The sequence below is a fragment of the Aeromonas veronii bv. veronii genome (assembly GCF_000820225.1).
Classification (GTDB): domain Bacteria; phylum Pseudomonadota; class Gammaproteobacteria; order Enterobacterales; family Aeromonadaceae; genus Aeromonas; species Aeromonas veronii.
Genome location: NZ_CDDK01000031.1, coordinates 219,175 through 231,069, shown reverse-complemented (window position 1 = coordinate 231,069; position 11,895 = coordinate 219,175). Strand labels below are relative to the sequence as shown.

The window sequence follows — 11,895 nt, the reverse complement described above, 5'->3', positions numbered from 1 at the left end:
GGCGGGGGAGTTTAGCGATTACTTCGCCCGCCACTATATCTTGCCGATGGGAGCGGCGATCTGGTCATCGACCCTGGCCGATATGCGTGCCTTCCCCCTTGGCTTCTTCCTGCGCTTTTTTGCCAACCACGGCCTGCTCGATGTGGCCAATCGCCCCCAGTGGTACGTGATCCCGGGTGGCTCGCGGGAATATATCGGCCCCCTTACCGCGGGTTGGCAGTCGCAGATCCGCCTCGCCTGTCCGGTGCAGAGCGTACGGCGGGACGCGGACGGTGTGGTGATCCAGAGCAGTTACGGCGAGGAGCGGTTTGACGAGGTGATCTTCGCCTGCCATAGCGATCAGGCGCTGGCGCTGCTGGCGGATCCCGGCGAGCGGGAGCAGGCCATCCTCGGCGACATGCCCTATCAGGCCAACGATGTCTGGCTCCATACCGATGCTCGCTGCCTGCCCACCCGCCGCAAGGCATGGGCCAGCTGGAACTATCAGCTAGATGGCAACGACGAGGCGCGGCCGCTGGTGAGCTACAACATGAACATCCTGCAGGGGGTGAACTCGCCGGAGCCCTTCTGCGTCAGCCTCAACCCCAAGGGCAAGGTGGATGAGAGCAAGGTGCTGCGCCGCTTCGTTTACCACCATCCGGTGTTCAATCAGGCCTCCATCGCCGCCCAGCAACGGCGCGCGGAGATCTGCGGCCAGCAGCACACCCACTTCTGTGGTGCCTACTGGTACAACGGCTTCCACGAGGATGGGGTGCGCAGCGCGCTGGATGTCGCCAGGCGCTTCGGAGCCGAGCTATGAACGGCGCCACCGTTGCCACCGAACATGAGCGTACAGACGAACTGGCCGGTGTTACCAGCGCCATCTGGCAGGGCTCGGTGCGCCACCGCCGTTTTGCACCGCGGGCTCACGCCTTCTCCTACAGCCTTTTTATGCTGGGGCTGGATCTCGACGAGCTGCCGCAGCTCGATCAGGGGCGCTGGTTCGGGGTTGAGCGCTCGGGGCTGCTCTCGTTTCACCGCCAGGACTATCTCAAGGGGAGTGAGGGAAGCCTCAAGCAGGCGGTGTGGCAGAAGGTGAGCGAACTGGGTGGAGATGCCGAGCCCGAGGGGCGGGTACTGCTGCTCGGCAATGTGCGCTGTCTGGGGTTCTACTTCAGCCCGGTCAACTTCTACTTCTGCTACCGGCAGGGCGAGGCGCGCTATCTGCTGGCAGAGGTGTCGAACACTCCCTGGAACGAGCGTCACTACTACCTGCTGGATTTGGCGGCGCTGGCACCCCATGACAAGGATTTTCACGTCTCCCCCTTTATGGGGTTGGCGATGCGTTATCACTGGCGGATCAGGCCGCCCGCGCAGGAGACTCTGATCCATATCGAGAGTCATCCCGTATCCGGTGAAGCCAAGCTGTTTGACGCAACCCTGGCGCTCACTCGCGAACCACTGTCGCGCAAGGGGCTGGTGGCCCTGCTGGCCCGCTGGCCATGGATGACCATGAAGGTGCTGCTCGGGATCTACTGGCAGGCCCTGCGTCTATTTATCAAACGAACCCCGATTTTTACCCATCCGGAGAGCCGCTAATGGAACTTGCTCAATCAACCCTCTCTGCCTCTTTCATCGACAAGGGGGCAAGACAACTGCTGCTCAATCTGCTGGGTCGCCTCGAACATGGCCAGCTGCTGCTGCGGGATGGCGGTGAGCGCCACAGCTTTGGCGTCGCGGGTACCGATCTGCATGCCGAACTGGTGGTGCAGGATCCTGCCTTCTATCGTCGCCTGTTGCTGGGGGGCAGCATTGCCGCCGGAGAAACCTGGGTGGAGGGGCTCTGGACCAGCCCGGATCCGGTGGCGCTGGTGCGGCTGCTGGCCCGCAACCTGACCCTGCTCGACTCCCTCGAACGGCGCCTCGGCTGGCTCAGTTTCCCGTTCAACAAGGTGCGCCACTGGCTCAACCGCAATACTCTGACCGGTTCGCGCTCCAACATCGCCGCCCACTACGATCTCGGCAATACCCTCTATCAGGGGTTTCTCGACAGCCATATGCAGTACTCGAGCGCCATCTATCCGAGCGCCGAGGCCACTTTGGAAGAGGGGCAGCAGGCCAAGTTGCGCACCATCTGCGAGCGGCTCGAGTTAGGGCCTGACGATCATCTGCTGGAGATCGGCACCGGCTGGGGCGGCCTTGCTGTCTATGCCGCCCGCCACTATGGCTGCCGGGTGACGACCACGACCATCTCCCGGGCCCAGCATGACTATGCCAAGGAGTGGATTGTGCGGGAGGGGCTGGGGGATCGCATCACCTTGCTGCTGGAGGATTACCGCAAGCTGGAGGGCACTTACGACAAGCTGGTCTCCATCGAGATGATCGAGGCGGTGGGCCACGCCTTCCTGCCCGACTATTTCCGCCAGCTGTCGCGGCTGCTCAAGCCCGGTGGCCGTCTGCTCATTCAGGCCATCACCATCGCCGATCAGCGCCACGCCCAGTATCTGCGCGGGGTCGATTTTATCCAGCGCTATATCTTCCCCGGTGGCTGCCTGCCGAGTGTCTCCCAGATGGCGGGGCTGCTGGCGCGGGAGACCGACATGCAGCTGGTGCGGCTGCACGATCATGGTCATCACTATGCCCGCACCCTGGCTCACTGGTGCGAGCGGTTTCTGGCGCTGGCACCCGAGCTGCCCAAGCTCGGTTACAGCCAGGATTTCATCCGGTTGTGGCACTTCTACTTTGCCTATTGCGAGGGGGGATTCTGGGAGCGCAGCATCAGTCTGGTGCAGTTGGAGGCCGCCAAGCCGGGGCCTGCTGGCTGGTCGGGTGATGTGCCAGTAAGCGGTCACTGACCATGTGGCAGTGGGCTCACCTGCTGGGGTTCAACCTCTACTGGTTGCTGGCGGTGAAGTGGCAGCAGCCGGGCCCGCTGCTGGCAATGTTGCTGCTGCACTTTATCTTCTCACCCAGCCGCCTGCGTGACTGGCGGCTGCTCCCCATCGCGGTGGCCGGCTGTCTGCTGGATGCCCTGCTCTGGCAGCTCGGCCTGTTCCGGTTCCCGTCCGGTTTTCCCCTCTGGCTGGTGCTGCTCTGGCTCGGTTTTGCCCTGACGCTGGCCTACGGTATGCGCTGGCTGCTGCGCTTGCCTCGCTGGCAGCAGGCGCTGTTTGGCGTATTTGGTGGTGCCTCCTCCTATGTGGCGGGGGCCGCCATGGGGGCAGTACACTTACCCTGGGGCATCTGGATCAGCACGGCGCTGCTGGCAGTGATCTGGATGTGGTGGTTACCCGTACTCCTGTGGGTAATGGTCAAGCTGGAGGGTGAGTCATGACAAACACCTTTTCGACCGACTCGTTGCTTTTTTCCAAATGGACCAAAGAGAGCCAGCATGAGCTGACTGATCGCTTCTATCTGGTGGTTGCCTGCCAGCGGAATGCGCAGGGGCAGTTGGTGCAGGTGGTGATGCAGGATATCAACACCCTGCAAGAACAGGAGATGGACTGGCATGAACTGGAAGACCCCAACCACTGGCATATGGGGTGGAATTAACCCGCTGCTGCTGGCGTTTACGCTCTTTGCTGCAACCGCGGTGCAGGCTTCTTCCGCCCCCTGGCAGCAGTTGCGCCCGGTCGGGCAGGGGGAGATGAACTGGCTTTGGTTCAAGATCTACGATGCCACCCTCTACAGTGCGAGCGGGCACTATCAGCCCGGTCACTATCCGCAGGCCCTGACCCTCACCTATGCCAGATCCATCGAGCGGGAAGATCTGCTGAGCGCCACCGCCGCCGAGTGGCAGCGGCTCGGTCTTGGCTCTGACGCCGAGCGTCAGCGCTGGCTCGGCCAGCTCGCAGCACTCTGGCCCGATGTGCAGGCAGGCGACAAGCTCACCTTCTATGTCGACAAGGGCGGGGCAGGCCACTTCTGGTGGCAGGAGAAGTCCCTCGGTACCCTGGCTGATCCGCAATTCTCGGCCGCTTTTCTCGCCATCTGGCTGGCTGACAACAGCCGCGATCCCGCCCTGACCCGCCGCCTGCGTGGCCAACCCTGAACATGGAGTCTCTGATGCCTTTCTATCGTGCATACCGCTGGTTGCTGTTGCTCCCCTTTTTGCTGCTGAGCGGCTGTGGTGCCAGTCTCGATGACTATCGTGGGCAGGGGCCAAACTGGGATCTCGCCCGTTTCTTCAACGGCAAATTGGTGGCTCACGGCCTGGTGGCCGACCGCAGCGGCGAAGTGACCAGTCGCTTTCGGGTCGAGATGGTGGGTCGTTGGAAGGATGGCAAGGGAGAGCTGTTCGAGCAGTTCTACTTTGATGATGGCCGCCAGCAGACCCGTACCTGGTATCTGAGCAAGGGCGATGATGGTCATTGGCGCGGTACTGCTTCCGATGTGGTGGGGGAGGCGGTGGGTAAAACCCAAGGGTTTGCCCTCAACTGGCGTTATCAGCTCGATCTGGCGCTGCCGGATGGCGAGGTGGTGCGGGTGAGCTTCGATGACTGGATGTACCTGCTGGACGAAGATCGTCTGATCAATCGTGCCGAGATCAGCAAGTTCGGTATCCATCTTGGCGAGGTGATCCTCTATATCGAACGTCAGCCCTGACCGTTAACGCAAGATAACGGCCAATAAAAAGCGCGCCGATGGCGCGCTTTTGTTTACCGAAAAACCAGAGTCATCAGATGATGCGGTTCTCTTCCAGCATCTTGCGACGGGCCTCTTCCTTGGCCATCTTCTTCTTGCGGTTGTCGCAGGGTTCCGGGCAATCGCACTCTTTCTCGATGCCGACGCTACCCAGACCGCCACAGGAGCCGGAGATGGTCTTCTTCTGGAAGATGTAACCGATAGCCATGGCGGCTATCACCAGCATGAATACCCCGAAGGTGATCAGAAAAATCTGCATCTCTACCTCTTACTTCTTGACCAGATAGGGCTTGAAAGCATCGGAGTAAGCCTCTTCAAAGCCGTTGTCCGTCTTGGTGATCACGAAGATCGCCAGGCCGCGCTCGTTGGCATAGGCCAGGCTTTTCTCGGTCCCCATCACCATAAACACGGTGGCCAACCCGTCTGCGGTCATGCAGGAGGGGTGGATCACGGTGACCGATACCAGACGGTGCTGGATCGGCTTGCCGCTGCGCGGATCTATGGTGTGGGAGAAGCGCTGACCATCCAGTTCATAGTAGTTGCGGTAATCGCCGGAGGTGGCCACCCCGTTGTCACCGGGCACGATCACCTCTTGCACCGTGCCGGTGCCTGCGGTGGGCTTCTCGATGGCCACGCGCCAGGGGTGACCCTTGCCGTTGACGCCATTGATCCGCAGCTCGCCGCCAATCTCCACCAGATAGTTGCGCGCACCCAGTGACTCCAGATATTCGGCTACCTTGTCCACACCAAAGCCCTTGGCGATGGCAGAGAGATCGACGTAGAGGTCCGGAATATCTTTTTGCAGGGTATCGGCATCCACCGAGGTGATGACGTGCAGGTTGCCCAGACCGGTCTTCTGGCGAGTCTGGGTGATCAGCTCATCGGAAGGGACCTTGGTCGGCTTCTTGTCCGGGCCAAAGCCCCACAGATTGACCAAGGGGCCAACGGTGACGTCCAGCGCCCCCTGGCTCTCACGGCCAATGTGAATGGCCTCTGTGACGACCCGTGCGGTATCGCGGGAGACCACTACCGGTTTGTTGTCACGGCTCTGGTTGAAGCGCGACAGTTCGGAATCGGGGCGATAGGTCGACATCTGATCGTTGACCCGCTCCAGCAACACATCCACCTCAGCTTGAAGCTTGGCCGGATCGCTGATGGCGCTGTCCGCCACCTTGATGGAGTAATAAGTGCCCATGGTGCTGCCGGTGATGTGGATCTCCGGTTTGGATTGGACCGTCTCCTGACCGCACCCAGTCAAGAAAAAGGCTAGCCCGAAGGCTAGCCAGGTCTTTACAACACTGTGCATGGATTAACCACCAAAGTCATCCAACAGGATGTTTTCGTCTTCAACGCCCAAGTCTTTGAGCATGTTGATGACGGCAGCGTTCATCACCGGAGGTCCACACATGTAGAACTCGCAATCTTCCGGTGCTTCGTGGTTCTTGAGATAGTTCTCGTAGAGCACGTTGTGGATGAAGCCGGTGTAGCCGTCCCAGTTGTCTTCCGGTTGCGGATCAGACAGCGCGACGTTCCAGGTGAAGTTCTCGTTCTCGGCGGCGAGCATGTCAAAGTCTTCGACATAGAACATTTCGCGCTTGGAACGGGCACCGTACCAGAAGCTCATCTTGCGCTTGGACTTCAGGCGACGCAGCTGGTCGAAGATATGGGAACGCATCGGCGCCATACCTGCACCACCACCGATGAATACCATTTCGGCATCGGTGTCCTTGGCGAAGAACTCACCGAACGGACCGGAGATAGTCACCTTGTCGCCAGCCTTCAGGCTGAAGATGTAGGAGGACATCTGTCCCGGAGGGGCAGTCCAGTTGCTGGGCGGCGGGGTCGCGATACGCACGTTCAGCATGATGATGCCGAACTCTTCCGGATAGTTGGCCATGGAGTAGGCCCGGATGATTGGCTCATCGACCTTGGACTCCAGCTCAAAAATCTTGAAGCGATCCCAGTCCCCGCGATACTCCTCGGGAATATCGAAGTTCTTGTAGTGCACGTGGTGAGCCGGGGCTTCAATCTGGATATAACCACCGGCGCGGAACGGCACGCTCTCGCCATCGGGGATCTGCAGCTTGAGCTCCTTGATGAAGGTGGCCTTGTTATCGTTGGAGATAACAGTACATTCCCACTTCTTCACCCCGAAGATCTCTTCCGGCAGTTCGATATCCATGTCGGAGCGAACGGTAACCTGACAGGCCAGACGCTCGCCATGACGGGCTTCACCCTTGCTGATGTGATCCAGTTCGGTCGGCAGAATGTCGCCGCCACCGGATTTCACCCGTACCTTGCACTGGCCGCAGGAGCCACCGCCGCCACAGGCGGAGGAGACGAAGATACCGCTGCCAGCCAGCACGCCGAGCAGCTTGCCACCGGCCGGGCTGGTCACAGCCTTGGCCGGGTCACCATTGATGCTGATTGTCACGTCGCCCGCGGTCACCAGCTTGGACTTGGCGAACAGAATGACTGCCACCAGTGCCAGCAGGATCACGGTAAACATGACCACACCCAAAATAATTTCCATCTATCGTTCCTTTCTGATTGCAGGAAAGCCGATTACAGGGAGATACCAGAGAAGGACATGAAGCCCAGCGCCATCAGACCGGCGGTGATGAAGGTGATGCCCAGACCGCGCAGGCCTTCCGGAACATCAGAGTACTTCATCTTCTCGCGGATACCAGCCAGCGCAACGATCGCCAGCATCCAGCCTGCCCCTGAACCCACACCGTAGACCACAGACTCCATGAAGTTGTAGTCACGCTGCACCATGAAGGAGACGCCACCGAAGATGGCGCAGTTCACGGTGATGAGCGGCAGGAAGATACCCAGCGCGTTGTAGAGTGCCGGGAAGTACTTGTCCAGCGCCATCTCCAGGATCTGTACCAGTGCTGCAATCACACCGATGAAGGTGATGAAGCTCAGGAAGCTCAGATCCAGACCGGATACCAGAGCGCCATCTTTAAGCACGTAGTTGTAGATCAGGTTGTTGGCAGGAACCGCGATGGTCTGCACCACAATAACGGCAATACCCAGACCCATGGAGGTCTTTACCTTCTTGGACACCGCCAGGAAGGTACACATCCCCAGGAAGAAGGAGAGTGCCAGGTTTTCGATGAAGATCGATTTAATCAACAGACTCAGATAGTGTTCCATACCTTAATCCTTCGCCTCCACCTGCTTGGGATCCTTGGTGCGCACGCCCCAAATGATCAGACCAATGATGAAGAATGCACTCGGCGGCAGCAGCAGCAGGCCGTTGGGCACATACCAGCCACCGTTGTTCACCAGCGGCAGCAGCTCGATGCCGAACCAGGTGCCGGAGCCCAGCAGTTCACGCACGGTCGCGACGCTCAGCAGAATGGCGCCATAGCCCAGACCGTTGCCGATACCATCCAGGAAGGAGGGCAGCGGGGCACTCTTCATGGCGTATGCTTCAGCGCGGCCCATTACGATACAGTTGGTGATGATCAGACCCACGAAGACCGACAGTTGCTTGGAGATGTCATAGGCGTACGCCTTGAGCACCTGGTCAACCACGATAACCAGTGAGGCGATGATCGCCATCTGTACGATAATCCGGACGCTGTTCGGGATCTGGTTGCGGATCAGGGAGATGAACAGGTTTGAGAAGGCGGTGACCGCCATGACCGCGAGGGTCATTACAAACGCAGTTTTCATCTGGCTGGTAACCGCCAGTGCAGAACAGACGCCCAGCACCTGCAAGGCGATGGGGTTGTTGCCCAGCACAGGCGTCAACAGCAACTTCTTCATTTCGCTCTTGTCAGCCATTGTTGATTTCTCCTGCACGAACCTTGGCCAGGAAAGGACCGAAGCCCTTGGGACCCATCCAGAAGTCGAAGGTATGCTGTACGCCGTTACCGGTCAGAGTGGCACCGGAGAGACCATCGATCTCGTGCTCGGAGCCCGCCGGAGCATGGCCCTTGATGACGCGCAGCGCCGGCATGCCATTCTGGTCGAACAGTTTCTTGTCCTTGAACAGCGCCTGCCAGGCCGGGTTTTCGATCTCGCCACCCAGACCCGGGGTTTCACCGTGGTCATAGTAGGTGATGCCCTTGATGGTCTGGCCATCAGCGGCAACGGCGACGAAGGCATACATGGTCGACCACAGACCCTGACCGTAGATGGGCAGGATGATGCTGTCGATCTTGCCTTCGGCATCCTTGGCGAAGAATACCGGGATCTGCTTGGAGATCTGACGCAGGCTGGCCTTGTCGTCAGCGGCGGCAAGACGGATGCTGCGGGCCGGATCTTTGGCTGCCAGCTTGGTGTCGAAGTTGTCGGCATCGCCGTCAACAAAGTCACCGGTTGCCAGATCCACCAGACGCGCTTCGATCTTCTCGCCATACAGTTTGGCCAGGTCGCGCTTGGCCACTTCGCTTACATCCACACCGGCTACGGCGAGAATGTTGCTCTGCTTGTCCAGCGCCTTGTTTTCCTGCTGGGTAGAACGCAGGCCCACAGCGGCAACGGATACCACGATGGAACAGGCCAGACAGAGGCCGGTGACCACGCTGACGGTGCCGAGGGTTGAATCTTTATTAAACGCCACGAGCAATCCTCCGCTTGATGTTTGCCTGAGCGACGAAGTGGTCAAACAGGGGAGCAAACAGGTTCGCAAACAGAATGGCCAGCATCATGCCTTCCGGGAACGCAGGGTTGACCACGCGAACCAGCACGACCATTACGCCGATCAGGGCGCCATACCACCACTTGCCTTTGTTGGTAAAGGCTGCGGAGACAGGGTCGGTCGCCATGAAGGCCATACCGAAGGCGAAGCCACCCAGTACCAGATGCCAGTGCCACGGCATGTTGAACATGGGGTTGGTATCGGAACCGATGACGTTGAACAGCAGGGAGGTGGCGATCATACCGATCATCACGCCGGCGATGATACGCCAGGAGGCAATGCGCATGTAGACGATCATGGCAGCACCCAGCAGGATCATCAGGGTAGAGACTTCACCGATGGAACCCGGCAGGTTACCCAAGAAAGCGTCCATCCAGCTGATAGCCTGGCCGGTTGCACCGTTGATCAGCGCCATCTGGCCGCCTTGGGCCCACTGGCTCAGGGCAGTCGCGCCGGAGAAGCCGTCAACGGCAACCCACACGGCGTCACCGGAAATCTGGCCCGGGTAGGCGAAGAACAGGAACGCACGACCAGCCAGCGCCGGGTTCAGGAAGTTCTTGCCGGTACCACCGAACACCTCTTTGGCCATCACCACACCGAAGGTGATACCCAGCGCAGCTTGCCACAGGGGCAGCTCGGGCGGCACGATCAGGGCAAACAGAATGGAGGTCACGAAGAAGCCTTCGTTGATCTCGTGTTTGCGCACCATGGCGAACAGCACTTCCCAGAAGCCACCGACAAAGAAGACGGTGATATAGATTGGGAAGAAGTGGGTGGCGCCAATCAGCATCTTGCTGCCGATACCGGCAACAGCCGGATCGAGGGAGGCGCCCAGCATGGTAGCCAGGGCATATTGCCAGCTGCTGGCACCAGCAGCCGAGCCCATGTGGGCAATGGCGGCAATCGCCTGGTTACCAACGTTGTACATGCCCCAGAACATGGCCGGGAACACGGCCAGCCACACCATGATCATCATGCGCTTCAGATCGAGCGCATCACGAACGTGGGAGGCGTTGCGGGTAACGCTACCCGGGGTGTAGAACAGGGTGTACGCCGCTTCGAACAGGGCATAGTACTTGGCGTACTTTCCACCCGGTTCGAAGTGGTGTTCCATATTTTCAAGAAGTTGCTTGAAACTCATCGCTTAACCTTCCAGTTCAATCTTGGTCAGGCACTCACGCAAGATCGGGCCGTACTCTGTCTTGCCGGGGCAGACAAAGGTACAGAGCGCCAAATCTTCCTCATCCAGCTCCAGGCAGCCCAGTGCTTGCGCACCGTCGGTATCGCCGGAGACCATGTCCCGCAGCAGCAGGGTCGGCAGGATGTCGAGTGGCATCACCCGCTCATAGTTGCCGATAGGCACCATGGAACGGTCACTACCGTTGGTAGTGGTGGTGAAGTTGATCAGCTTGCCCTTCATCAGATGAGAGAGGGTGGTACGGGTGATAGAGAACTTGTTGGCGCTGGGGTTGATCCAGCCCAGGAACTCTTTCTCGCGACCTTCACCCAGCACGCAAACCTGATTGTGGTAGCGGCCCAGGTAGTCGTGAACACCTTCGGCTTTGGCACCACTCAGGATAGAACCGGAGATGATACGGTTTTCGTCGGCACGCAGCTCATTGTTGGTGAGCTGGCTGATGCAGGCGCCCAGACGGGTACGCAGCAGACGCGGCTTGAGCACGTTCGGGCCAGCCAGGGCGATCACCTTGTCAGTGAAGATCTGACCGGTGGTGAACAGCTTGCCGAATGCAATCACATCCTGATAGTTGATGTGCCACTGCACCTTGGTGCTGCTGACCGGATCCAGGAAGTGGATATGGGTACCCGGCAGACCGGCAGGGTGCGGACCAACGAAGATCTCTTCCTTGACCTGAGCCAGCGGAGAGTGGGGCAGACTGCCTTCGCCTTTACAGACGTAGACTGCGCCGTCGGTCAGGCGGGTCAATACGGCCAGACCATCGAGGAAGGCCTGCGGCTGTTCCTTGATAATCAGCTCGGCATCGGCTGCCAGCGGGTTGGTGTCCATTGCAGTCACAAAGATTGCGCGCGGGGCAGACGCTACCGCGGGGACTTTGCTGAACGGACGGGTACGCAACGCAGTCCACTGACCTGATGCGACCAGGATCTCTTGCACCTTGCTGCGCTCGAGCTTGGCCAGCTCGGCAGAGGCAAAATGCTCAAACGTCACCTGTTCATCGGAACCGTCGAGGTCGATGACCACTGACTGGAGAACACGTTTGGCACCACGGTTGATCTCTGAAACCACACCGGTGGCAGGAGCTGTGAATTTAACGCCCGGATTCTTCTTGTCTTCAAAAAGATCCTGACCTTTGATGACGCGATCACCTACTTTGACGAACATAGTAGGTCGCATCCCCACAAACTCCTCGCCCAGTGTCGCAACACGGGTGATGGCGGGGCCATCGTAGATTACTTGCTCTGGCGCACCCAGCACGGGGATGTCCAGTCCTCTTTTGATTGTAATCATACTTACTTGCACTACCGTTACGGGAGAGGTTGGTTAGCGCCGAGAAATACATCACGACGGGTGGTTGAATGAGTCGATGTTGTGGTTGCGCCAGGTGGGCAGGCTCAACAATTATTCAACATACAGG

The 11,895-nt window shown here is 59.3% G+C and carries 15 protein-coding genes; 7 read left to right on the top strand and 8 right to left on the bottom strand.

Going from position 1 to position 11,895, the window contains the following annotated elements:
- The 7 genes from BN1139_RS13670 to BN1139_RS13640 all read left to right on the top strand — a co-directional run.
- Positions 1-799, top strand: a 799-nt coding sequence (locus BN1139_RS13670) for an NAD(P)/FAD-dependent oxidoreductase (protein ID WP_337588714.1), incomplete at its 5' end; no start/stop codon positions are given.
- Entirely contained in the window at positions 796-1,578 is a 783-nt protein-coding gene (locus tag BN1139_RS13665) for a DUF1365 domain-containing protein (RefSeq protein ID WP_013724032.1), read from the top strand. The genes BN1139_RS13670 and BN1139_RS13665, both read left to right, overlap by 4 nt.
- Positions 1,578-2,834: an SAM-dependent methyltransferase gene (locus BN1139_RS13660; RefSeq protein WP_013724031.1), complete on the top strand. Its 1,257-nt coding sequence runs from the start codon at positions 1,578-1,580 to the stop codon at positions 2,832-2,834. Before BN1139_RS13665 ends, BN1139_RS13660 begins: the two co-directional genes overlap by 1 nt.
- 2 nt (positions 2,835-2,836) lie before the next feature.
- Positions 2,837-3,313 carry a DUF2878 domain-containing protein gene (locus BN1139_RS13655; RefSeq protein ID WP_005349669.1) on the top strand — a complete coding sequence of 159 codons (477 nt, stop codon included), beginning with the start codon at positions 2,837-2,839 and terminating at the stop codon, positions 3,311-3,313.
- On the top strand, positions 3,310-3,531 hold the full coding sequence (locus tag BN1139_RS13650; RefSeq protein WP_041980611.1) for a TIGR02450 family Trp-rich protein: 222 nt from the start codon (positions 3,310-3,312) through the stop codon (positions 3,529-3,531). Before BN1139_RS13655 ends, BN1139_RS13650 begins: the two co-directional genes overlap by 4 nt.
- Positions 3,488-4,030 carry a chalcone isomerase family protein gene (locus BN1139_RS13645; protein WP_013724030.1) on the top strand — a complete coding sequence of 181 codons (543 nt, stop codon included), beginning with the start codon at positions 3,488-3,490 and terminating at the stop codon, positions 4,028-4,030. The genes BN1139_RS13650 and BN1139_RS13645 overlap by 44 nt, the downstream gene beginning before the upstream one ends.
- A gap of 14 nt (positions 4,031-4,044) precedes the next feature.
- The gene (locus tag BN1139_RS13640; RefSeq protein WP_005349673.1) at positions 4,045-4,584 is read left to right on the top strand and encodes a DUF3833 domain-containing protein; all 540 of its coding nucleotides are present in this window, start codon (positions 4,045-4,047) and stop codon (positions 4,582-4,584) included.
- 73 nt (positions 4,585-4,657) lie between these two features.
- Here BN1139_RS13640 and nqrM read toward each other — a convergent pair whose 3' ends face one another.
- The 8 genes from nqrM to BN1139_RS13600 are packed head-to-tail and all read right to left on the bottom strand — an operon-like array spanning position 4,658 to position 11,768.
- Positions 4,658-4,882: a (Na+)-NQR maturation NqrM gene (gene nqrM / locus BN1139_RS13635; RefSeq protein WP_005338668.1), complete on the bottom strand. Its 225-nt coding sequence runs from the start codon at positions 4,880-4,882 to the stop codon at positions 4,658-4,660.
- 9 nt (positions 4,883-4,891) lie between these two features.
- Positions 4,892-5,929, bottom strand: a complete 1,038-nt coding sequence (locus BN1139_RS13630) for an FAD:protein FMN transferase ApbE (protein WP_005338666.1) — start codon at positions 5,927-5,929, stop codon at positions 4,892-4,894.
- A gap of 3 nt (positions 5,930-5,932) precedes the next feature.
- Positions 5,933-7,156 (bottom strand): NADH:ubiquinone reductase (Na(+)-transporting) subunit F, encoded by a 1,224-nt coding sequence (nqrF, locus tag BN1139_RS13625; protein ID WP_005338656.1) that lies wholly within the window; start codon positions 7,154-7,156, stop codon positions 5,933-5,935.
- 32 nt (positions 7,157-7,188) lie between these two features.
- Positions 7,189-7,785 (bottom strand): NADH:ubiquinone reductase (Na(+)-transporting) subunit E, encoded by a 597-nt coding sequence (gene nqrE / locus BN1139_RS13620; RefSeq protein ID WP_005338645.1) that lies wholly within the window; start codon positions 7,783-7,785, stop codon positions 7,189-7,191.
- 3 nt (positions 7,786-7,788) lie between these two features.
- Positions 7,789-8,421 carry an NADH:ubiquinone reductase (Na(+)-transporting) subunit D gene (locus tag BN1139_RS13615; RefSeq protein WP_005338644.1) on the bottom strand — a complete coding sequence of 211 codons (633 nt, stop codon included), beginning with the start codon at positions 8,419-8,421 and terminating at the stop codon, positions 7,789-7,791.
- Positions 8,414-9,202 carry a Na(+)-translocating NADH-quinone reductase subunit C gene (locus BN1139_RS13610; protein WP_005349682.1) on the bottom strand — a complete coding sequence of 263 codons (789 nt, stop codon included), beginning with the start codon at positions 9,200-9,202 and terminating at the stop codon, positions 8,414-8,416. Before BN1139_RS13610 ends, BN1139_RS13615 begins: the two co-directional genes overlap by 8 nt.
- The gene (locus BN1139_RS13605) at positions 9,192-10,421 is read right to left on the bottom strand and encodes an NADH:ubiquinone reductase (Na(+)-transporting) subunit B (RefSeq protein ID WP_005338642.1); all 1,230 of its coding nucleotides are present in this window, start codon (positions 10,419-10,421) and stop codon (positions 9,192-9,194) included. Before BN1139_RS13605 ends, BN1139_RS13610 begins: the two co-directional genes overlap by 11 nt.
- A gap of 3 nt (positions 10,422-10,424) precedes the next feature.
- Positions 10,425-11,768 (bottom strand): Na(+)-translocating NADH-quinone reductase subunit A, encoded by a 1,344-nt coding sequence (locus BN1139_RS13600; protein WP_005349684.1) that lies wholly within the window; start codon positions 11,766-11,768, stop codon positions 10,425-10,427.
- Between the last annotated feature and the right edge of the window lie 127 nt (positions 11,769-11,895).